Source organism: Reyranella sp. (assembly GCF_965228225.1).
In the GTDB taxonomy this organism is placed as follows: Bacteria; Pseudomonadota; Alphaproteobacteria; order Reyranellales; family Reyranellaceae; genus Reyranella.
Genome location: NZ_OZ245801.1, coordinates 3,985,998 through 4,007,696 on the forward strand (window position 1 = coordinate 3,985,998; position 21,699 = coordinate 4,007,696).

At 65.7% G+C, this 21,699-nt stretch carries 22 protein-coding genes; 8 read left to right on the top strand and 14 right to left on the bottom strand.

Annotated features, from left to right (window positions below; genetic code table 11):
* Positions 1-3: 3 nt before the first annotated feature.
* Both ACO07K_RS19340 and ACO07K_RS19345 read right to left on the bottom strand, forming a co-directional pair.
* Positions 4-708, bottom strand: a complete 705-nt coding sequence (locus tag ACO07K_RS19340; RefSeq protein ID WP_298309643.1) for an ABC transporter ATP-binding protein — start codon at positions 706-708, stop codon at positions 4-6.
* Positions 701-1,459, bottom strand: a complete 759-nt coding sequence (locus ACO07K_RS19345) for an ABC transporter ATP-binding protein (RefSeq protein ID WP_422030675.1) — start codon at positions 1,457-1,459, stop codon at positions 701-703. Before ACO07K_RS19345 ends, ACO07K_RS19340 begins: the two co-directional genes overlap by 8 nt.
* Positions 1,460-1,653: 194 nt before the next feature.
* Between ACO07K_RS19345 and ACO07K_RS19350 the strand changes: the two genes are divergently transcribed.
* A complete protein-coding gene (locus ACO07K_RS19350) occupies positions 1,654-2,811 on the top strand; it encodes an ABC transporter substrate-binding protein (protein ID WP_422036679.1) in 1,158 nt (385 codons plus the stop codon).
* Positions 2,812-2,988: 177 nt separating this feature from the next.
* The gene (locus ACO07K_RS19355; RefSeq protein ID WP_422030677.1) at positions 2,989-4,281 is read left to right on the top strand and encodes an MFS transporter; all 1,293 of its coding nucleotides are present in this window, start codon (positions 2,989-2,991) and stop codon (positions 4,279-4,281) included.
* Positions 4,282-4,287: 6 nt separating this feature from the next.
* Here the strand turns inward: ACO07K_RS19355 and ACO07K_RS19360 are convergent, their stop codons facing one another.
* Entirely contained in the window at positions 4,288-5,172 is an 885-nt protein-coding gene (locus tag ACO07K_RS19360; protein WP_422030679.1) for a TauD/TfdA dioxygenase family protein, read from the bottom strand.
* A gap of 15 nt (positions 5,173-5,187) precedes the next feature.
* Positions 5,188-6,168: a Bug family tripartite tricarboxylate transporter substrate binding protein gene (locus ACO07K_RS19365; RefSeq protein WP_422030681.1), complete on the bottom strand. Its 981-nt coding sequence runs from the start codon at positions 6,166-6,168 to the stop codon at positions 5,188-5,190.
* 118 nt (positions 6,169-6,286) lie between these two features.
* Between ACO07K_RS19365 and ACO07K_RS19370 the strand changes: the two genes are divergently transcribed.
* A complete protein-coding gene (locus ACO07K_RS19370) occupies positions 6,287-7,186 on the top strand; it encodes a LysR family transcriptional regulator (protein WP_422030683.1) in 900 nt (299 codons plus the stop codon).
* A 33-nt stretch (positions 7,187-7,219) separates the two neighbouring features.
* On the opposite strand, the gene ACO07K_RS19375 is transcribed toward ACO07K_RS19370, so the two are convergent.
* Genes ACO07K_RS19375 through ACO07K_RS19385 form a run of 3 tightly spaced genes read right to left on the bottom strand, consistent with a single transcriptional unit; the run spans position 7,220 to position 10,342 of the window.
* A complete protein-coding gene (locus tag ACO07K_RS19375; protein ID WP_422030685.1) occupies positions 7,220-8,587 on the bottom strand; it encodes an extracellular solute-binding protein in 1,368 nt (455 codons plus the stop codon).
* A 37-nt stretch (positions 8,588-8,624) separates the two neighbouring features.
* A complete protein-coding gene (locus ACO07K_RS19380; protein WP_422030687.1) occupies positions 8,625-9,389 on the bottom strand; it encodes an alpha/beta fold hydrolase in 765 nt (254 codons plus the stop codon).
* Positions 9,390-9,436: 47 nt separating this feature from the next.
* Entirely contained in the window at positions 9,437-10,342 is a 906-nt protein-coding gene (locus ACO07K_RS19385) for a Bug family tripartite tricarboxylate transporter substrate binding protein (protein ID WP_422030689.1), read from the bottom strand.
* 114 nt (positions 10,343-10,456) lie between these two features.
* On the opposite strand from ACO07K_RS19385, the gene ACO07K_RS19390 reads away from it, so the two are divergent.
* Entirely contained in the window at positions 10,457-11,446 is a 990-nt protein-coding gene (locus ACO07K_RS19390; protein WP_422030691.1) for a Bug family tripartite tricarboxylate transporter substrate binding protein, read from the top strand.
* A 3-nt stretch (positions 11,447-11,449) separates the two neighbouring features.
* Here ACO07K_RS19390 and ACO07K_RS19395 read toward each other — a convergent pair whose 3' ends face one another.
* The 3 genes from ACO07K_RS19395 to ACO07K_RS19405 all read right to left on the bottom strand — a co-directional run bounded on the left by ACO07K_RS19395 (position 11,450) and on the right by ACO07K_RS19405 (position 13,069).
* Positions 11,450-11,776, bottom strand: coding sequence for an NIPSNAP family protein (locus ACO07K_RS19395; protein ID WP_422030693.1), 327 nt, complete (start codon positions 11,774-11,776; stop codon positions 11,450-11,452).
* Positions 11,777-11,787: 11 nt separating this feature from the next.
* Entirely contained in the window at positions 11,788-12,675 is an 888-nt protein-coding gene (locus ACO07K_RS19400) for an MBL fold metallo-hydrolase (RefSeq protein ID WP_422030695.1), read from the bottom strand.
* A gap of 85 nt (positions 12,676-12,760) precedes the next feature.
* Entirely contained in the window at positions 12,761-13,069 is a 309-nt protein-coding gene (locus tag ACO07K_RS19405; protein WP_422030697.1) for a hypothetical protein, read from the bottom strand.
* Positions 13,070-13,174: 105 nt separating this feature from the next.
* Between ACO07K_RS19405 and ACO07K_RS19410 the strand changes: the two genes are divergently transcribed.
* Positions 13,175-14,596 carry an amidase family protein gene (locus ACO07K_RS19410; RefSeq protein WP_422030699.1) on the top strand — a complete coding sequence of 474 codons (1,422 nt, stop codon included), beginning with the start codon at positions 13,175-13,177 and terminating at the stop codon, positions 14,594-14,596.
* A 13-nt stretch (positions 14,597-14,609) separates the two neighbouring features.
* On the opposite strand, the gene ACO07K_RS19415 is transcribed toward ACO07K_RS19410, so the two are convergent.
* The 3 genes from ACO07K_RS19415 to ACO07K_RS19425 all read right to left on the bottom strand — a co-directional run bounded on the left by ACO07K_RS19415 (position 14,610) and on the right by ACO07K_RS19425 (position 17,344).
* A complete protein-coding gene (locus tag ACO07K_RS19415; protein WP_422030701.1) occupies positions 14,610-15,113 on the bottom strand; it encodes a hypothetical protein in 504 nt (167 codons plus the stop codon).
* A gap of 326 nt (positions 15,114-15,439) precedes the next feature.
* Positions 15,440-16,414: a Bug family tripartite tricarboxylate transporter substrate binding protein gene (locus ACO07K_RS19420; protein WP_422030703.1), complete on the bottom strand. Its 975-nt coding sequence runs from the start codon at positions 16,412-16,414 to the stop codon at positions 15,440-15,442.
* 30 nt (positions 16,415-16,444) lie between these two features.
* Positions 16,445-17,344 (bottom strand): SDR family NAD(P)-dependent oxidoreductase, encoded by a 900-nt coding sequence (locus tag ACO07K_RS19425; RefSeq protein ID WP_422030705.1) that lies wholly within the window; start codon positions 17,342-17,344, stop codon positions 16,445-16,447.
* 75 nt (positions 17,345-17,419) lie between these two features.
* On the opposite strand from ACO07K_RS19425, the gene ACO07K_RS19430 reads away from it, so the two are divergent.
* From ACO07K_RS19430 to ACO07K_RS19440, 3 genes are read left to right on the top strand one after another with little or no spacing between them, the layout of a single operon-like run.
* Positions 17,420-18,649 (top strand): serine hydrolase domain-containing protein, encoded by a 1,230-nt coding sequence (locus tag ACO07K_RS19430; protein WP_422030707.1) that lies wholly within the window; start codon positions 17,420-17,422, stop codon positions 18,647-18,649.
* An 11-nt stretch (positions 18,650-18,660) separates the two neighbouring features.
* Complete coding sequence (locus tag ACO07K_RS19435; RefSeq protein ID WP_422030709.1) at positions 18,661-19,536, top strand: TauD/TfdA dioxygenase family protein; 876 nt, start codon at positions 18,661-18,663, stop codon at positions 19,534-19,536.
* Between the two features lie 3 nt (positions 19,537-19,539).
* Positions 19,540-20,928: an MFS transporter gene (locus ACO07K_RS19440; protein WP_422030711.1), complete on the top strand. Its 1,389-nt coding sequence runs from the start codon at positions 19,540-19,542 to the stop codon at positions 20,926-20,928.
* 24 nt (positions 20,929-20,952) lie between these two features.
* On the opposite strand, the gene ACO07K_RS19445 is transcribed toward ACO07K_RS19440, so the two are convergent.
* A complete protein-coding gene (locus tag ACO07K_RS19445) occupies positions 20,953-21,696 on the bottom strand; it encodes an MlaA family lipoprotein (RefSeq protein WP_422030713.1) in 744 nt (247 codons plus the stop codon).
* Positions 21,697-21,699: the final 3 nt, after the last annotated feature.

A 21,699-nucleotide genomic window follows, 5' to 3' on the forward strand; every position in this document is an offset into this window, starting at 1 on the left:
GCCTCATACCCCCAGATAGGTTTGCAGCTTGCCGATGCTCTGCTGCACGTCGCTCGAGGCGACCGTGTCGATCACGCGACCGTCTTCCATCACATAGTGGCGGTCCGCGACGGTGGCCGCGAAATGGAAGTTCTGCTCGACCAGCAGGATGGTGAAGCCGCGGCTCTTGAGCTGTCGGATGATCTCGCCGATGCGCTGGACGATGACCGGGGCCAGACCCTCGGTCGGCTCGTCGAGCAGCAGCAGGGTGGCGCCGGTGCGCAGGATGCGCCCGATGGCCAGCATCTGCTGCTCGCCGCCCGACAGTTTCGTGCCCTGGCTGTGTCGCCTTTCCAGCAGGTTGGGAAAGAGCTTGTAGATTTCCTCGATGCTCAGCCCGCCCGGTTTGACGACCGGCGGCAGGCGCAGGTTCTCGTCGACGTTCAGGCTCGAGAAAATCCCCCGCTCCTCCGGGCAGTAGGCGATGCCGAGTCGGGCGATGTGATCCGACTGCATGCCGATCGTCTCCTTGCCGTCGAAGGCAATCGAGCCGGTGCGCTTGCCCAGGATGCCCATGATCGACCGCAGCGTCGTCGTCTTGCCGGCGCCGTTGCGGCCCAGCAGCGTGACGAGCTCGCCACGACGAATCTCGAAGTCGACGCCGTGCAGGATGTGCGACTCGCCGTACCAGGCCTGGAGGCCCGCGACTTTCAACAATGTCTCAGCCATGACCGGTTCCGACATAAGCCTCAACGACGGCGGGATGTTTGGACACCGTGGCGTAAGGCCCCTCGGCCAATACCTCACCGCGCGCCAGCACGGTGATCGTGTCCGAAAGGTCGGCAACGACGGACATGTTGTGCTCGACCATCAGGACAGTGCGGTCCCTGGAGACGGTGCGGATGAGCTCGGCGATGCGCTTGATGTCTTCCTGGCCGAGGCCGGCCATCGGTTCGTCGAGCAGCATCATCTCGGGCTCGAGCGCCAGGGTCGTGGCGATCTCCAGCGCGCGCTTGCGCCCATAAGGCAGGTCGACCGCCTGCGCCTCCGCGAACTCCGCGAGGCCCACGGCCTCGACCAGCTCCAACGCCCGCGCGTCGAGCCGTCCCAGCACGCTCTCGGAACGCCAGAACTGGAAGGAAATGCCGAGTTTGCGCTGCAGGGCGACGCGCACGTTTTCACGCACACTGAGATGGGGAAACACCGCGGAAATCTGGAAGGACCGGGCCAGTCCCATGCGCGCGATCGCCGCCGGCGAACTGCCGGTGATGTTGCGTCCATTGAAGTGAATCTGCCCCGCCGTCGGCGACAGGAAGTGCGTCAGCAGATTGAAGCACGTCGTTTTGCCGGCGCCATTTGGCCCGATCAAGGCGTGAATTGTGTGCCGTTTCACGCGCAAATTGACGTTCTTGACCGCGACGAAGCCCTTGAACTCCTTCGTCAGCCCGGTTGCCTCGAGAATTATTTCTTCGTTGGCCATCGGCTCTCCCTGTGTCGCGAATAAATCGAAGCTTTGAGCCGCTGTCCAGCACTGGCGTCGCGTTCGACAGATGGATAGATTTCCGATTACTGAAAACGGGGAAAAACATTGGGAGGATTAAAACCGTGAAGCTCACAACCAGTATCAGGCACGCCGGAGCGGCGGCCGCCGTCGCCGGTCTCGCCATCATCGGCATGGCCGCCTATGCCCAGGCGCAGGCGCCTCAGCCGCTGAAGATCGGCGTCATGGAAGGCTTTTCCGGCGTCTATGGCGATCTCACCCAGGGCGAAGTCGAGGCCATGCAGATGGCGATCGAGGATTTCGGCGGGAAGGTTCTCGGCCGCCCGATCGAGATCCTGCAGGCCGACCATCAGACCAAGCCCGATGTCGGCGCGGCGATCGCCCGCAAGTGGTACGACGTCGACGGTGTGAAGATGATCACCGGCATCGGCACCTCGTCGGTGGCGCTGGCGGTGCGCAAGATTGCCCAGGAAAAGGGCATGATCGACATCAATACCGGCGCGGCCTCGGCCGACCTGACCGGCGCAGCCTGCTCGCCGACCGGCGCGCATTGGGTGTACGACACCTACGCGCTGGCCAAGGTCACCGGCGGCGCGGTCGTCAAGGACGGCGGCGACTCCTGGTACTTCCTCACCGCCGACTACGCGTTCGGCCACGCGCTCGAGCGTGACGTGACCGCGGTCGTGACGGCGGCCGGCGGCAAGGTCCTGGGGGGCGTCAGGCATCCGCTCAGCACGCAGGACTTCTCGTCCTTCCTGCTGCAGGCCCAGGCGTCGAAGGCCAAGGTCATCGGCCTCGCCAATGCGGGCCAGGACACGATCAACGCGATCAAGCAGGCGGGCGAATTCGGCATCACCAAGGCCGGCCAGCGCCTCGCGGGTCTGCTGGTCTTCTCGACCGACGTGGCGGCGCTCACCCTGCCGGTGGCGCAGGGCCTCGTCCTGACCGAAGCCTTCTACTGGGATCTCAACGACGAGACCCGGGCCTGGACCAAGCGCTTCCGCGCCAAGAAGGACAAGATCCCCAGCATGCTGACGGTCGGCGTCTATAGCTCGACCCTGCACTACCTCAAGGCCGTGCAGGCCGCCGGCACCGACGAACCGAAGGCGGTGATGGCGAAGATGCGGGAGATCCCCGTCAACGACGTGATGACCAAGAACGGCAAGCTTCGCGAGGACGGCCGACTGGAGCGTGACATGTACCTGTTCCAGGTCAAGACGCCGGCTGAGTCCAAGAGCAAGGACGACATCTACAAGCTCATCGCCACGGTGCCGGGCAACGAAGCCTATCGTCCGATGAAGGACGGCAACTGCCCGCTCGTGAAGAAGTGATGCCTTGCGGATCATGAACGATGAAAAGGGCACCTGCGGGTGCCCTTTTCTTTGCCTGAATGAACAGAGAGTCGAGGGGCTCATCGCCGGGCCCTTCATTCCTTGACGATATGGATGCCTTGCCTGTCAGATGGGGGCCAGCGTCCGGTCGAACAGGACGCGGGGAGAAACGCGCAAGTGACCGTCCACGATCGGCCCCTCAAGGGGGCCTGGGGCATGACCGCCCTGCTCTTCCTCTTCATGCTCATCAACTTCGCCGACAAGGTGGTGGTCGGCCTGGCCGCGGTTCCCCTCACCCGCGACCTTGGCCTGACACCCGAGCAGTTCGGCGATATCGGCTCGGCCTTCTTCCTGCTCTTCGCCGTCTCGGCGATCGTCGTCGGCTTCATCTCCAACCGCGTGCAGACCAGGCACACGCTGCTGGTCATGGCGATCATCTGGTCGATCGTGCAGTTTCCGATGCTGGGGTTGGTGAGCGTCGAGACCCTGATCGTCTGCCGCATCATCCTGGGCGCCGGCGAAGGTCCGGCCGGCCCCGTCGCCACCCATGCCATCTACAAATGGTTTCCCGACTCGCTGCGCGGATTGCCGACGGCGGTCATCGCCCAGGGATCGGCCTTCGGCGTCATCATCGCCGTCCCCCTGCTCAACTGGATCATCGAGACCTACACCTGGCACTGGGCCTTCGGCGCGCTGGGCATCGCGGGACTGGTCTGGACCGTCCTCTGGCTGATCTTCGGACGCGAGGGGACCCTCGTCGATGCACCGGTGAGCACGAACGGCAGCAACGAGCGCATACCCTACCGCTACCTCCTCACCTGCCCCACCATTCTTGCCGTCTGTGCCGCGGGCTTTGCGAGCTACTGGGGGCTGGCGCTGGGTCTCACCTGGTTCACGTCTTACCTGGTGGCCGGCCTCGGCTTCAGCCAGAAGCTCGGCGGCAATCTCACCGTGCTGCCATGGGTCTTCGGCGCCCTCGTCGTTCTCACCGGTGGCTACCTCTCCCAGCGCCTCAAGAGAAAGGGTGTATCGAGCCGGATCTGCCGCGGCATCCTGCCGAGTCTCGCGATCATCACCGGCGGATGCGCCCTTCCCTTCGTCGGCGCCATGCCGACGGATGGCCTCAAGATCGCCTTCCTGGTGTTCGGCTCCGCCATCGGCAGCACGATCTACGTGGTCCTGCCGATGATCATCAGCGAACTCACCCCGCACCCGCAGCGTGCCGCGATGCTGGCGATCACCAACTCGGTCGTGACCTTCGCCGGCATTCTCGCGCCCAAGATCATGGGATCGATGATCCAGAACGCGGCGACGCCGCTTGCCGGCTACGAGCAGGGCTACGTCATTCTCGGCGTCCTGTTGCTCGCCGGCGGCCTGGTCGGCCTGCTCTTCATTCGCCCCGAACGGGATCGCACGCGACTGGCGGCACGCGCCGTCGCCGCGCCGCCCCTGACGCCCATCCGAGCCTGAGCGTTCCTAAAACGGCCGGTCGCCCGTGACGGTGACGCGATGGCCGCTGCGCGTGTGGGGCCAGTAGTCCCACATCGCGCGATGCTGGGCGCAGCGATTGTCCCAGAAGGCGATCGAGTTCTCGCGCCAGCGGAAGCGGCACTGGAAGAGCGGGTTCTCCATGTGCTGGTAGAGGTAGCGCAGGACCGCGTCGCCCTCGTCGCGCGGCACGCCGAGCAGCCGGCTGGTGAAGCCGGAATTGACGTAGAGGCACTTCCGTCTGGTCACCGGATGGGTGCGCACCACCGGATGCTCGGCCCGCGGATATTCGGGCTTGTCGGCCACGCCGATCGGCTTGAACAGGCCGCGATAGACCGGCTCGCCGTCGTGCAGGGCAATCATGCCGTCGAGATAGGCCTTCATGCGATCCGACAGGGCGTCGTAGGCCGCATACATGCTGGCGAACAGCGTGTCGCCGCCGCGCGGCGGACAGGTCTTGATGTGCAGGATGGAGCCCATCGGCGGCTCGACCTCGCAGCTCACGTCGGTGTGCCAGCCTTCGCCGTTGGCGCGCGGGCTGTTCTTGTCGGAATGGATGATCATCATCTCCGGCATGCCAGGCTCATGCGGCGCCGCGGGGTGAACGTGCAGGTTGCCGAACAGGCGGCCGAACGACATGTGCTGCTCGGGCGTCAGTACCTGGTCGCGGAAGAAGATGACGAGGTTCTCGGCCAGCGCGCGGTGGATCTCGTCCTGCTGCCGGTTGGAGAGCGGCTTGCTGAGATCGACGCCGCCCAGCTCCGCGCCGATGATCGGAGTCAGCTTGTCGACGGTGATCGTCTCGTAGGGCGCGCTTTCGTCCGCATTGTAACGGATGCGCGGGCCGGCATTGGCATTCAATGAACCTGACATGGGTATCTCCGTTGCCTATTCGTCGAGGGTGATCTTGTTTTCCTGGATCAGCTTCGACCAGACCTCGCCTTCGGTGGCCACGAACCGGTCGAACTGTTCCGGAGTCCAGTCCTTGAGGACTATCCCGAGCTGGGCCGAGCGTTCGACCACGACGTCGAGCTTGGCGATCTTCCTCATGGCGGCGTTCAGCCTGTCGATGACCGGCTTCGGCGTCCCGGCCGGCGCGAACATTCCGTACCAGGCATCGAAGATGAAGCTCGGCAGGCCCGCTTCTGCCGTCGTGGGAATATCGGGGAACGCCGCCAGGCGGGCATCGCTCGCCAGCGCGAGAGCCTTCACGTTGCCGTTGCGGATGTGCGACGCCAGCGACGGCGGGCTCATCACCGCCAGTTCGACCTGGCCGGCAACGAGGTCGGCGCTCACCGGTCCGGCGCCCTTGTAGGGGATGTGGACCAGATCGATGCCGGCGGCCTTGTTCAGCATCACGCCGCCGATATGGGCGACGGAACCCGGCCCGAACGACGCATAGTTCAGCTTGCCGGGATTGGCCTTCGCGTAGGCGATGAAGTCCTTCAGAGTGTCGGGCGGCACCCGCTTGGCGATGACGATGAGCTGCGGCGCGATCGCCCCCATCGCGACTCCGGTCAGGTCTTTCGGCGACCAGTTCAGGTTCTTGATCATCGCCGGATTGGCCGAATGGAACGACGAGTACTGCATGAGCAGCGTGTAGCCGTCCGGCTTGGCCTTCGCGACGATCGCCGTGGCGATGTTGCCGTTGCCCCCGCCCTTGTTGTCGACGATGACCTGCTGCCCCAACTCCTTGGACAGATGTTCGGCGAACATGCGACCGACGATGTCCGTGCCGCCGCCCGGCGGGGCGGCGACCACCAGCGTGATCGGCCGGTCGGGATAGGCGCCCTGCGCGCTGGCGCCAGCGCTGGCGATCATCGATCCGGCGGCGGCAGACGCGAGCGATAGGAGGTGGCGACGCTTCATCCCTGTCTTCCTTTCTCGATCCGCCCCATCGCGGGTGCGGTTGACGCAGCGCTAGCACCGATCGACCCTATGCATGAAGTGCATTGTTTGCAGATAAAATGCTGAGGATTTCGCAGGAATGGACAAGCGGCTGCTGGAGTCCTTCGTGGCCGTGTATCGGTCGGGATCCCTCGTGGAAGCGGCCGAGCGCCTCAACATTTCGCAATCCGCCCTGTCGCGCCGCATCACGGAACTGCAGCATCGGCTGGGGCTCGCCCTGTTCGAGCCTTCGGGACGCGGAATGGCCGCGACCAGCGACGCGCACGATCTGCTGCCGCTCGCCTCTTCGGCGCTGGAAGGAATCGCCCGGTTCGAAGCGGCCGCGCGCGCCAACAGCGTTCAGCCCGCCATCCAGATCACGGTCGCGGCGACGGCGCACACGATCGAGACCGTCGTGGCGCCGGGCATGGCGGAATTCACGCAGGCCAAACCGCACGTCCGGGTCGGCGTCGTCGAAGCGAACGGCGTCGAGATCGAAGACCTCGTGCTGAGCGGCGACGCCTCGATGGGCATCACGGGACGCCCCCGCTACGACGCGGGGCTGGTCGATCACCAGATCGTGCGCCTCGACATCTTGGCGGCGTCGCCCAAGCCCTTCAGCGCTGCCGAGCGCAGGAACGGCATCGATCTCCGCGCACTGTGCGAGCGCGACCTGCTGGTGCTGGACCGCGGATATCAGTCGCGCCTGACCTTGGACGCGGCGCTTCGCCTGCTGTCGCTGTCGCCGAGCATCCGCCACGAAGGCGGCTCGGGTACGGTGATCCTGTCTCTGGCGCGGGCGGGCCTCGGCACCGCCGTCATTCCGGCGACGACGCGGACGGACCTGCACACCGCCAAGATCGTCGCCAACGGCATCGTCCTCGGCATGGACCTCGCGGCCATCTGGGACCCCGCCTTGCGTTGGCGCGCCGAGGTCGAGCAGTTCGCCGACCGGCTCAGGGCGTCCTTTGCCTCCCGCCGCCGCACGCCGCGCGCATGACGACCGGCTGAAGCAGGCTCCGCTGGCGCCGCTCTAGCCGGCGATTTCCTTGATGCGGGCGATCAGCTCGTCGACGGCCTTCTCGACGGAAACTTTGTCGGTCACCACGCGGTTCATCGCCTTGGCCCAGACGTTCTCGGTGTCGAGCAGCGCGAACTTCCAGTTCTTCGCGAACTCGGACGGCTGCGGTGACGTCTTGAACTGGTCGTACACGGCCCTGCGATGCTTGTCGGCCTTCCAGAACGGGCTCTCCTGAGCGGCCTTGGTCACCGGAAACCAGCGGCCCAGGCCAGCCTCGACATAGGGGCGCAGATTCTCCTCCTCGAGCAGGAACCGCAGGAATTCGCGGGCACGTTTCTTGTTCTTCGCGTCCCGGAAGATCACGCCGACCTTGACGATCGTGCGATAGACCATCGGCGTGCCATCGGGCTTCCGGGGGAGACCGGCCGTTGCGATCAGCTCGTCGTAGGCCCTGCGGCCGGCGGCGCGCTCCGCCGGTGTGCGGTTCGGATTATTGGCATCGTCGAGCCACTTGGCTGCGGCCGCGATCGAATAGCCGTGCGTCACGATCGTCGTGCGATCGTTGAAGGCCGCCTCGCTGTCGCCGTCCATCCAGCCCGTGGACGAGGGCGGCGAGCAACCCTTGGCATAGACGTCGGTGTAGTCGCGAAGGGCGGCGATCAGCCCCTCCCGCACCTTGGGATCGTCGACCAGAAGCTTGCCCGACCCGTCGACCAGCTTGACGTCGTAGGCGTCGACCCAGCTCATGAAAGAGTGGAACGAATCGGTCGAATCGACACCCATCGGCCGGCCGATGCCGTACACCCGGCTGCGGGTCGCCTTGCGGTAGGCCGGCTGGACCTTGTCGCACCAGAAGGACCAGTATTCCTTCCAGGTGCCGGGAATGTCGTTTTCCTTGAAGCCGGCGGTCGCCAGCATGTCCTTCCAGTATTCGACGTGCAGCATCTGCTGCTTCAAGACGAAACCATAGAAGGCCTTCTTGCTGGCCTTGCCGTCGTAGAGGTACGCGGTGTCGATGGTGCCCGGCAGGAACCGGTCCTTCATCGGCCCGATCACGTCGGAGATGTCTTCGAGCTTGCCATCGAAGGCCCACCTGGCCGCGACCTGGACGTCGTATGTGTCCGAATAGGCAATGTCCGGTGGCGAACCGGAGTCGACGGCCTCGACCGTCCTCGGGATCATGTCTTCCGCGGCGTACTGGGACAGGTCGATCTTGACCCCTGTCTTGGCTTCGAATTTCTTGATTGCGGCGAACAGTGCCTCGTCTTCGGCCTTGTAGTAGCCCTTCACCCACCAGACGGCGAGCTTCTCCTGGGCAAGGCCCGGAGCGGCCGAAAAGGCGATCGCCAAAGCCGCGGCGCCAGCCAGAATCCGTCTCATTGTTTCCTCGCTTCAAGGCTGCCTGACGATCCGGGTATCAGTCCGCCTGGCGCGAGTCGAGAAAAGTCCGCAAAGCCTGCGCGCATTGCGCAGCATGCGAGAATGGCAGGCCGTGGCGTGACCGGCCGAAGACATTGAGTTCGCCGTCCAACAGTCCCTTGAGCAGTTCGGCCACGACGCTCACGGGGATGAACGGGCTGCCGTCGGGATGCAGCAAAAGCACCGGGCACCTGATCTCGCCCAGCCGGGGGGTGAGGTCGGTCCCGATGAGCACGCCAAGGGCATTCAAAATGGAGTCCCGCGGCCACTTCTCCTGTTCCGCGGCGAACCACGCGCGCCGCTCGGCCGACAACGCATCGTCGTGAAAGCGGTCGCGCAGGAAGGCATCCGACCAGCCTTTCGAGCCGCCTTCGTCGAGCTGGCGCCGCCACGCCTCGACCCGCTGGATCGACGCCCCGAGATGGGCGCCGTTGCTGACGGTGAGCGTCGCGATCCTCGCCGGCCGGGCAAGCGCCGCCGCCAGCGCCACCGTCCCGCCGATCGACTCGCCCACGAGATGGAAACGCTCGAGTCCGGCGGCATCGGCGACGGCGAACAGGTCCTCGACCAGCAGGTCCAGCGACCAGCTGAAGTCCGCCTGCGGAAGGTTCGAGCGTCCGTAGCCGCGCATGTCGAAGGTGACGAGCCGGTGAGCATCGGCCAGCGCGGGCCGCCACCCGGTCCAGATCCCGGCACTGGCGCCGATCCCGTGATGGAACAGGATCGGCAGGCGCGACCGTTGCCAGGGCGCCACGAGATCCACGACGTCGTAGTGAAGGGTCCCATGGTTGCTAGTGGCGAGAGGCATCGTCAGTCGGCGCGGATGCCGGCGCCCTGGATGACCTCTTCCCACTTCTTGCGATCGGCCATGATGGTCGCCTTGAATTCGGCCGGCGACCCGATGATCGAGTCCATGCCGCTCTCGGCGAAGCGCTTCTGCACGTCCGGCTTGGCGACGGCCGCCCGGAGAGCCTTGTTCCAGAAGTCGACCAGGTCGGCCGGCATGCCCTTGGAGCCGAACACGCCGAACCAGTTGACCACCTGGAAGCCCGGCAGGAACTTCGACATCAACGGAAGGTTGGGAAACAGCGGCGAGGGCTTGGGCGAGCCGAAGGCGACCGGGATCAGCCCGCCGCCGTTAATCTGGCCCAGGAATTCCGGCATGTTGCCGAACATCATGTCGCAATTGCCGGAGATCATGTCCTGGATGGCGGGGGCGCCGCCGCGATAGGGCACGTGCAGGATGTTGATGCCCGCCATCTTCTTGAAGAGTTCGGCGGCAAGATGCTGCGACGTGCCGTTGCCCGCGGAAGCATAGGTGAGCTTGCCCGGGTTCTTCTTCGCGAAGTCGATGATCTCCGGGACCGTGCGGTACTGCATGTGCTTGCCGACGACCAGCATGTTGGTGACGCCGGCGATGTTCGCGATCGGCGTGAGGTCGGTGTCGACGTTGATCGGCAGCTTCTGTCCCGGCATCACCGGCGAGACGCACAGCGCAGCCATGGCCGCGAGGCCGATGGTCCGGCCGTCCGGTGGAGCGTTCGCGACGATCTCGTTGGCGATGAAACCGCTGGCGCCGGTCTTGGTATCGACGATGACTTTTTGTCCGACTTCAGAGGTCACGGCCTCGGCCATGATCCGACACAGGAGATCGGCCGTGCCGCCCGGCGCGAAGCCGCAGAGAAAGCGGACATCGCCGGAAATCTTCTGCGCCATCGCCGGCCATCCGGCGAGAGACCCTATGAGGGCAGCCGCGCTTGCGCTCGTGAAAGTTCTACGTTGCATTCTTGTTTCCTCCCTGTGTTGCGAAAAGCCTAGCATACTTCCCGCATGCGCAAGCTCTTTCGCCGCGGCGCCCTCGCCGGTCTCGCCGCCCTGCCCCTGGCTCCGCCCTGGATCTCGTCCGGTGCGGAATCGCCCGCCTTTCCCGACCCGCCCCTGCGCCTCATCGTGGGCTTCCCCCCCGGCAGCCAGAGCGATCTGCTGGCGCGGCTGATGGCGCCCGGCATCGGCGAACAGCTGGGCCGCGCGGTCCTGGTCGACAACAAGACCGGGGCCAATGGTGAGGCCGCCGCCAGCTCGACCGCCAGGAGCACGCCGGATGGCGGCGTCTTCCTGCTGGCGTCCAACGGCCCGACGACGATCGCGCCGGCGCTTGGACGTCCCCTGACCTATGACATCCGCACCGACTTCGCAGCGGCGTCCCCGGTCGGGTTCACGCCGATGCTGCTCGTCGGGCGGCCCGACCTGCAGGTCGGCAACGTCGCTGAGTTGCTGGATCTGGCGCGTGTACACCAGGGCAGCCTGAAGGGTGGCTCGGCCGGCATCGGTGACCAGACCCACCTCGCGCTCGAACTTTTCAAGGCGATGGCGCGGCTCGACATCGTGCATGTGCCGTACAAGGGAAGCGGTCCGGCAACGACCGATCTGATGGCCGGGCAGATCGACATCGGCTTCGCGGACCTGTCGGTTGCGCTTCCCCATGTCAGAGCGGGCAGGATCCGCGGTCTGGGCCAGACAGGGCTGGCGCGCTCGGCTGCCGCGCCCGGCATCGCGACCATCGCCGAGTCGGGATTGCCCGGGTACGAAGCCGTGATCTCCTTCGGCGTCTTCATGCCCGCCGGCGCGGCCCCCGGACTGGTCGAGCGGCTGAATAGGGCCGTGGCGGCCACGCTCCGCTCGCCGACCGTCGCGAAGAAGCTTGCGTCTCTCGGCGTCGATCCCCAGTTCGGATCGCCCGCCGAGTTCGCGACCTACGTGGCGCGCGACCACGCCAAGTGGGCCTACCTCGCCAAGACGGCCGGCCTCAGGGCCGACTGACGGCTACTGGACGGACGAGAAGCCGGTCGGCGTCAGCATCTGAACGGAGACGTTCTCGACGATGGCGCCGTCCTTCTCGGTCTCGGCGCGCTTGGTCAGCCATTCCGGATCGGCGGCGAAGGCGTTCCACTTCTTCTCGCGATCTGCCAACGACTCCCAGGCGAGGAAATAGGTCAGTTCCTGGTTCGACTCTCCGATCAGGGTCGTGAAGAAGCCGGCCTGCTTGATGCCGTGCCGCTCCCAGATCTTGAGCGTGATCGTGTTGAAGCGATTGAGCAGCGCCGGCAGGCGACCCGGCACGCACCGGTAGACCCGCATTTCGTAGATCATGTCTTCCTCCCCTAGAATTGCCCGCCGAAGCGCGGCACGAATCCGTTGTCCTTGTGGTCGATGTGACAGCTGAACGGCGCTCCGAAATGGCAGGGCATCAGCCGGGCGCCGCTTCCCGCACAATGTTCGAGCGCGGCACGCCGGCTGTTGCGCGCCCCCGCTCCGTCGGCGCAGGCGAAGCTGTTCCATTGCGGGTGATAGACCTGCAGCGCGTGATGGAGGATGTCGCCGCAGAACAGCGCCTTCTCGCCGCGCGATTCGAACTTGATGGCGATCGTGCCCGGCGTGTGACCCGGCGCCGGTTCGACGGCAAGGTTTTCGTCGAGCTGCGCGGCTCCATCGATCATCTGCGTGAGCCCCGCTTCGACCACCGGCAGAACCGAGTCCCGGAACGAGCCCGCGTTGACCGGCCCGGTCGCGGGATCGCCATCGAGCTTCAGGTAGTGGTCGTAGTCGGTCCGGCTGAACACGTATTTTGCGTTCTTGAACGTCGGGACCCATCGGCCGTTCTCCAGCCGGGTGTTCCATCCGACATGATCGACGTGGAGGTGTGTGCACATCACCATGTCGATCTCTTCGGGCTCCACGCCGGCAGCTTTCAGCCGCTCGAGATACCTCGTCTCCATCAGGTGCCACTTCGGCCGATGGGGACGCGACTTGTGATTGCCGACACAGGTGTCGATGAGGACGGTCTTGCCGCCGATCTTCAGCAGCCAGCTATGGATACTGAGCTTCAGGAAAGCCGAGGCCTCGTCATAGTGCGCCGGCACCAGCCAGTCGCGATGCCGCTCCACGACGGCGGGATCCCAATCGGGAAAGAACGCCTTGGCGTCGAAGTTGGGTTCGTAGCTTTCCTCGATGCGCACGGCCGTACCGGCGCCGAGCTTCACCTCGACCATGGTGCCTCCCCTAGCTTGCCGGGGAGCTTAGCGTCGCGAGGTCGCTACGGGGAAGCCGATCGTTTCGCTATTTGCCGCTTCGCGATCAGAAGGGCAGGCGTGCCGCATCGGCACGCTCGACGCGCCAGTGGGTGAGTGCCGCGATGGCAGCGCCACCGAGCGGCGCCGCGACGATCAAGGCGATGAAGTGGACACCGAGCAGCCACGGCTCGAACAGGCCCGGCGTCAGATGTCCGACCGTCACGGTCGCAACGAAGAACAGAACAGCGAAGCCGACGCCCCACAGCAGCCCGCCCAAGGCCACGAGGAGAGACGATGCGGCCACCGAGCGGCCGATGAGATAACTCGCCCCAAAGGCGGCACCGGCGGCGACAAGCGCGGCGATGGTTTCCATCACGTCCTCCAATACGCTCTCGACTTGGGAGAAATCAGAGTCGACACTGCTTCAACACCTGCACTTTGAAACATCCAACCTCCGTCGAGAACCGACAAAAAACGCATGTCTAAGTCTGCATTCGACTGGCTTTCTGCAGCGGAACTTTCAAAACTCTTCGCCCGCGGAGACGCCTCTCCCGTCGAGGTCCTCGACGCGATGCTGAATCGTGCATCGGCGATGCAGCCTCACCTGAACGCACTCGTGTTGATTGATAAAGACGGCGCACAAGCCGCTGCAAAAGAAGCTGAATCGCGATGGCAGAAAGGAGAGCCTCTGTCTCCGCTCGACGGCGTTCCGACGACCATCAAGGACACCACGAACGTCAAGGGATGGCCCACTCGATACGGATCGCATTCCACGGACGAGACTCCCGCCCACGATAACGCAGCAGTTACCGACAAGTTCCTTGCAGCGGGCATGATCATATTCGGCAAGTCCAACACGCCCGAATTCGGCTGGAAGGCCATCACCGACTCGCCTCTGCAGGGGGTCACCCGCAATCCGTGGAATCTCGCCCACTCGCCCGGCGGCTCGTCGGGCGGCGCCTCTTCACTCACGGCGGCCGGGATCAATCCGTTCAACCATGGCAACGACGGCGGCGGTTCGATTCGCATTCCCGCCAGCCATACGGGCCTCGTCGGCCTTAAGCCTTCCTACGGCCGCATCGCGCAATATCCGGCCGATGCGCCGTTTGCCGACGTGATCAGCCAGGGTGTGCTGGCGCGCAGCGTCCTCGACACGGCGATGGCCTTGAACGTGACGGCGGGGCCCGACCCGCGCGACTGGCGCTCGCTGCCCGCCGACGCGCGGGACTACACGGTCGGCCTCGATGCCGGTGTGCGCGGCTGGAAGATCGGCCTCAGCCTCGATCTCGGTCATGTGAAGGCCGATCCGGAAGTGCGCGAACTCGTCGCCGCCGCGGCGAAGCGCTTCGAGGAGCTCGGCGCCCATGTCGAGGAGGTCGGCCCGATGTTCGAGCCGTTGCAGGAGCACTTCGAACCGCTGTGGATCGGCAGCTTCGCCACCCGCTTCCGGCAGATCCCGACCCAGCTTCACGACAAGCTCGATCCCGGCCTGCGGGCGCTCATGGAAAAGGGCCTGGCGATAACGCTCGCCGACTATGCGAGGGCCTTCGAGGCGCGCAGCCGGCTCGCGCGCGATCTGGCGCTCTGGCATCGCAACTACGACCTGTTGCTGGCGCCCGTCGCGCCAACCGCCGGCCCCCCGGTGGAGACGCTCTACAATTCGGAGGCGTTTCCGCGCTGGACCAAGGGCGCGCCCTATACCCTTCCCTGCAACCTCACCGGCCAGCCGGCAGCCTCGATGCCCGCGGGCCTGACGAAGGCGGGACTTCCCGTCGGCATACAGATCATCGGTGCGCCACGAGCGGACGAGGCCGTGCTGCGCGCGATGCGCGCCTTCGAAAGCGCAAGTGGCTGGACCTGGCCGCAGCCGAAAGTGCTGGAGACGTTGAACGGCTTGTGAGGACGAGACGCCGTCAGACGGCGTTCGAAACCTTGCTGGGCGTCGGACGAACGACGCGCAGCGCGATGACGAGGACGCGGTAGCCGAGGAAGCCCGCGCACAGCGCGCTGGCGGCGGCGACATATCCGGGCGCCATCACCGGCTCTCCGATCATGGCGGAGGCGAAATCGATCGCGGACAGCACCGCGAGGATCACCGCCACGATGAGACCATCGACCGTTGCCGGCAGCATCACGAGGCCCGCTTCCTTGTTCGCCTGCACCGTCAGCCTCCATCCGCGGATGCGGCCGATCATCGATCCCAGTGCGAAGGCCGCGACCCAGAGGATGTCGAACAGAATGCTCGCCTCGAACACGCCCGCGAGCAGCATCAGCGTCGCCATCAGCGCGAAGCCCCCCGGCAAGGCCACTCGGCCCAGCGTCGTCACCCCACCGCGCGACTGAGCCGCCATCGTCCAGAGGCAAAGGGCGGCGAAAAGAACCGTAAGGCCGTTCGCCAGACTCAAAGTCGAGATCATGGCGGGAGCAAACGATAAGGCACGCGGCGAGTAAAGCGCTGAGGCTGCACTTAGACTGTCAACACAGCCCTATTGCACTTGCAGCCCTAGGGAATTTCTTCGTCCTCGAAAGCCATGAAGGCCGACCGGAAGCGCTACCAATGCTGAAATTACAGGGGGAAACCTGTGCCTCGGCCCGATGGGCCGCCCGACGCAATCCGTCGCGCGGCATGGGCGGCCTGGTCCGGCCACGTCGTCGCAGGCCGGCATGGGCGGGAATGCCCCCCCGCCCAAGTGACAGCGGTGCCGGTTTGCCCGGCGCCGCTGCTCCTCTTCGGGACTTTGGTTCAGGCGTCGGGTTTGACGCCGGCGGTGGTGATCACCTTCTCCCACTTGTCGATCTCGCTTTTCAGGAACTTGCCCGTCTCTTCCGGCGTCGCCCCGACGGGAATCACCGCCTGCTCGGCGAGCCGCTTGCGCAGGCTCTCGTCCTTCACCGCCCTCGAGACCTCGGCCGACACCTTGTCGACGATCTCCTTCGGCGTTCCCGCCGGCGCGAGGAACATCACCCAGGTCGAGGACTCGATCAGCGGGCCGCCCGCCTCGACGATCGTCGGCACCTCCTCGACACCCGGCACGCGATTCTTGGACAGCATGGCGAGCGCGCGGATCTTGCCGGCGCGAACCTGCGTCATCACCCCGATCGGCGCGTCGATCAGCAGCTGGATGTTGCCCGAGGCGAGGTCGGCCAGCGCCGGCGCCGTGCCCTTGTAGGGCACGTGCACCATATCGATCCCCGCGACCTGCTTCATGAGTTCGCTGGTGAGATGCGCGGCGGCACCGACGCCGGACGAGCCGAACGAGAGCTTGCCCGGATTGGCCTTGGCGTAGGCGATCAGCTCGGCCACGTTCTTCACCGGCAGTCCGTTGGTGACGCAGATGATCAGCGGCGCGACGCCGACCAGCGACACCGGCGCAAATCCCGAGACCGGGTCGAATTTCAGCTTGCCGGCATAGAGAGTCTTGTTGGCCGCATGCGCGGCGATCACCGTCAGGAAAGTGTAGCCGTCGGGAGCCGCATTCGCGACGATCTCGGCTCCGATCAGCGAATTGGCGCCGGGCTTGTTATCGACCACGAAGGTCTGGCCGACGTTCATCTTCTCGAGCGTCAACCGCGTCGTCACGTCGGTCAGGCCACCGGCCGTGTAGGGCACGACCCAGCGGATCGGCTTGTTCGGCCAGGCCTGGGCGCGCGCAGCACCCGGAACCAGGGCAGCCGCGGCCGTCGCCGCCAGCGCCGTGCGGCGATTGATCTTCATCATGTGTTTGTTCCTTCTTCTTCCCTGCTTGTTTCAGTCCAGATCGAGACCGTTCATGCCCGCGTTCTTGCGGGCTTTCCGGGCGATCTCGCCCAGCACCTTGCCGGCCTGCACCGGGTCCATGATCTGCTCGACGGTCGGGCCCTTATGCCAGCCCTCGGCAACCGCGAAAATACCGTTTCCGGCCTGGAAGACGCGGCCCGTCACCTCGCGGCTGTCCTCGCTCACCAGCCAGGTCGCGACCGGGGCGATCCACTTGGGATCGCGGCGCTTCTTGTCCTCTTCCGTATATTCGCGCAGGTCCTCGGTCATGCGCGTGAAGGCCGAGGGCGAGATCGAGTTCACGGTGACGCCGTAGCGGGCGAGTTCCCGCGCCGCGATGATGGTGAAGGAGGCGATGCCGGCCTTGGCGGCGCCGTAGTTGGTCTGGCCGATATTGCCGTAGATGCCCGAGACCGAGGTGGTGGTGATGATGCGCGCATCGACCGGTCCGCCCTTCAGCTTGGCCTGGTCGCGCCAGTAGGCGGCGGCATGTCGGGCGGGCGCGAAAGTGCCCTTGAGGTGCACCTTGATGACGGAGTCCCACTCGTCCTCGCTCATGTTGACGAGCATGCGGTCGCGCAGGATGCCGGCGTTGAGCACGATGGCGTCGAGCTTGCCGAATGCCTCGACCGCCTGGTCGATCATGTGCTTGGCGCCATTCCAGTCGGAGACGTCGTCGCCATTGGCCACCGCGTCGCCGCCCATCGCCTTGATCTCATTCACGACCTGCTGGGCGGGTCCGACATCGTTGCCTTTGCCGGCCCGGTCGCCGCCCAGGTCGTTCACGACCACCTTGGCGCCATGCTCCGCCAGCATCAGGCAATGTTCCCGGCCGACGCCGCGGGCCCCGCCCGTCACGATCGCCACCCGTCCCTCGCACAATCTCGCCATTGCTCCCTCCCGTCTTTTGCGTGTCTGAACCCTATCGTCCTGGGCTAGTCTACCGGGGCTTACAGGAGGATCGCCATGGACACGCTGCCGCTCGTCACCCCCGAACAGGTCGGGCTTTCCGCAGCGCGGCTCGACCGCGTGCGCACCTGGATGAAAGAGTGGGTCGACAGCGGAAAGCTGGCCGGCATGGTGACCTGCGTCATGCGCAATGGCGAACTGGCCTTCGCCGAGGTCGTGGGCAAGTCGGACGTGGCCCGCAACACGCCGATGCGCGCCGACACGATCTTCCGCATTTATTCGATGACCAAGCCGCTCACCTCGACGGCCATCATGATGCTCTACGAAGAGGGCAAGTTTCAGCTCGACGACCCGATCTCGAAGTTCATCCCCGCCTTCGCCAACCCGCGCGTCATGTCGGGCGGCAGCCGCGGCAAGATCGAAACGGTGCCGGCCGAGCGCGAGATCAACTTCCGCGATCTGCTCACCCACACGTCGGGCCTGACCTACGGCTTCATGGAGAGCAATCCGGTCGATGCCGCCTATCGCGCCAAGCAGGACGGCGTCGACTTCCAGACGGCCGACACCAGCCTGAAGCAGGTGGTCGAGCGGCTGGCCCAGCTGCCGCTGATCGCCCAGCCGGGCAAGGCGTGGAACTACTCAGTCTCCACCGACGTGCTGGGCTACCTGGTCGAGGTCATCTCGGGCCAGCCTTTCGAGAAGTACCTCAAGGAGAAGGTGATCGACCCGCTCGGCATGGTCGACACCGACTTCCATGTCCCACCGGACAAGCACGATCGCTTCGCCGCCAATTACGCCGCCGGCGCGGGCGGCAAGCTCGACCTGATCGACGATCCGGCCAAGAGCCGCTACCTCGCGCCGCGCAAGGTGAACTCGGGCGGCGGCGGGCTGGTCTCGACCGCATCGGACTATCTGCGCTTCTGCAAGTTCATGCTGAACGAGGGCGAGCTCGACGGCGTGCGTCTGCTCGGCCGCAAGACGGTCGAGCTGATGACCATGAATCACCTCAACGGCGACATGGCCGACATGGGCACGCCGCGCTTCTCGGAATCGACCTACACCGGCATCGGCTTCGGGCTCGGCTTCTCGGTGATGCTCGACCCGGCCAAGGCCTACATTGCCGGCACGCCGGGCGAATATGCCTGGGGCGGCGCGGCCTCAACCGCCTTCTGGATCGATCCGGTCGAGGACATGGCCGTGGTGCTGCTGACGCAGCTCATGCCGTCCTCGACCTATCCGATCCGGCGCGAGCTGCGCGTGCTCACCTACCAGGCGATCATCGACTGAGGGCCAACGCCATGCGCAACACCGGCAGCATCGAAGTCCGCAAGCTCCATCCGCTGTTCGGCGCGGAGATCACCGGCATCGACATCACGCGCCCGCTCTCGGCGCGCGAGTTCGGGCCGATCCGCGCCGCCTTCGAGGAGCATTCCGTGCTCCTGTTCCGCGACCAGGCGATGGACGACGACACCCAGATCGCCTTCAGCGAGAATTTCGGCCCGCTCGAGACGACGCTCAGCGCCAATCCCGCCGCCGGCACCAAGTTCGCCCGCCAGTCGAACCTCGACATCATGACCGGCGAGCCGATCCCGCCGGACGACATGCGCATGATCTACCAGAAGGCCAACTACTTCTGGCACTCCGACTCCTCCTTCAAGCGCGTGCCGTCTCTGTGCTCGATCCTGACCGCGCGGATCTGCCCGCCCGAGGGCGGCAACACCGAGTTCCTGAACATGCGTGCGGCCTGGGACGCGCTGCCGCCCGCCCTGCAGGCGACGATCCATCCGCTGGTTGCCGAACATGCGCTCTCGCATTCTCGCGACCGGGTGCAGAAGGGCATCCTGAGCGCCAAGTCGCTGTCGGAGCTGCCGCCGGTCAAGCAGCGCATGTTCCGCGACAATCCGATCAACGGCCGCCGCGCGCTCTATATCGGCGCCCATGCCGGCCGCATCCTCGACTGGCCGGAGCCGATATCGAAGGCGATCCTGTGGGAGCTGGCGCAGCGTGCGGAACAGCCGGAATTCATGATGTCCCATGCCTGGCGCGAAGGCGACGTGATCGTCTGGGACAATCGCGCCGTCCTGCATCGTGCAACCCATTACGATGCGACCCAGCACAAGCGCCTGATGCAGCGCACGACCATCGCCGGCGACGAACTGACGGTCCCGCAGTAAGACATGGCCGAACCCGCTTCAGCCGGTCCGCTCCCCGACGGCATGCCGTCGGGGCCCCGCCGGCTCGCCGCCGTGGCGACCATCACCATCGGCCTGTCGATGGCGGTGCTCAGCAATTCGATGACCAATCTCGCCCTGCCGTACATCGCCAACGACCTCGCGATCTCGGCAGAGAGTTCGATCTGGATCGTCAACGCCTACCAGATCGCGCTGATGATCATGCTGCTGCCGATCGCTGCGCTGGGCGACATCGTGGGCTACCGCACCGTCTATCGCTGGGGCCTCGTCGTCTTCTCGCTGGCCTCGATCGGCTGCGTTCTGGCGCCCTCGCTGTCCTGGCTGATCGGTGCGCGGACGCTGCAGGGGCTGGGAGGTGCGGCCATCATGGCCATCCAGCCCGCGCTCGTGCGATCGATCTATCCGCGCGCCGCGCTCGGCCGCGGCCTCGGCTTCAACACCACCGTCGTGGCCACCTCGCTGGCCGCCGGCCCCAGCCTCGGCGCCGCGCTGCTGGCCATCACGAGCTGGCCGATCCTGTTCGCCGTCTACATTCCGCTCGGCATTCTGTCCTTCTTCCTGGCCGGCCGCTTCCTGCCGGTGACGACCCACGTCAAGCGGCCGTTCGACGTGCCTTCGGCGGTGCTGTCCGGCGGTACCTTCGGCCTGCTGATCTTCGGCGTCGATGGCGTGGGTCACGGCCATCCCGTGCCGGTGATCGTGGCCGAGCTGCTGGGCGCAGCCCTGTTCGGCACGCTGTTCGTCTGGCGTCAGCGCAGGCTCGCCGATCCGATGATGCCGATCGACATGTTCAGCCGGCCGATCTTCTCGCTTTCGATCTCGGCCTCGACCTGCACCTTCACGGCGCAGGGCCTGGCCTTCGTCAGCCTTCCCTTCTTCTTCCATACGGTGCTCGGGCGCGATGCCACCGCGACCGGCCTGCTGCTGACGGCATGGCCGCTGGCGCTGGCCGGCGTCGCGCCGATCGCCGGCCGGTTGGCCGACCGGCACCATGCGGGTGCGCTGGGCACGATCGGCCTCACCTGCATGGCCACCGGCATGATCCTGACGGCGCTGCTGCCGCCCGATCCCTCCGCCTTCAACATCATGTGGCGGCTGGTCCTGTGCGGCGCGGGCTTCGGAATCTTCGCCGCGCCCAACAACCGGCTGATGATGAACGCCGTGCCGCGCGACCGCAGCGGCAGCGCCGGCGGCATCATCGCCACGGCCCGCACTCTCGGCCAGACGATGGGCGCCGCGCTGGTGGCGCTGGTGTTCGGTCTGTTCGACTTTTCTGGCGGCGGCGCGGCGGACGCGGCTCGGGCGGCGCTCTGGCTGGGTGCCGGCTTCGCCCTCACCGCCCTTGTGCTGAGCAGCCTGCGGCTACGACATTGATGTCGGCCGACGTGCGACGGGCACCTACTTTGCGGCCTTTCCCTCGTCGACAAGGGCCTCGCGACGCTGTGCCGCCGCACTTCGCATGACCGCGTAGTAGTCGAGTGACTCCTTCTCCAACGAATCGGTCACACCCAACGTGCGGGCCCTGCCGTCGACCATGCCGGCCGCTTCGGCGGCTACGCCGACGGCTACGAACACACCCCCGGGAATGAAGTTCGTGGGGTTTCCAACCAAATCCACGACAGTTCCGATGCTGTCACGCACGTTCGAGGGGCCAAACAAGGGCAGTTGAACACTCGGCCCCGGACCAACGCCCCACACGCCCAGCGTCTGTCCGAAATCGGCCCTGTGCCCGGGGCGATCCCAGTCCGTCGCCACATCGAACAGGCCCAGGCCGCCCGCGGTGGTGTTAATGACAAAGCGCTGGATCGTATTCCAGCTGCGACCGAAGTTTCCCTGGAGTACGTCATTCAGCGCCACGGCTGGCTGGTCGAGGTTGCTGGCGAAGTTGTGGACGGTCTTTTGCGCACGGTTCGGCAGGTGCTCCTGATAGGCGCGGGCGACCGGTTGCAACGCGTTGTCATCGACGAACTTGTTCCCCCTGAAGATCACTCGATTGGTCGGTTCCGCCGGATCGTTGGCCTGGTCGTATTCGGCGCGCGCCTCGGGCGTCTCCGGCGGATGGGCGCAGGCGCCGATGGTGACGGCCGAACCGGCGCAGATCGCTGCGACCCGCAGGCACCTCATGGTCATCGCAATGGACATTTG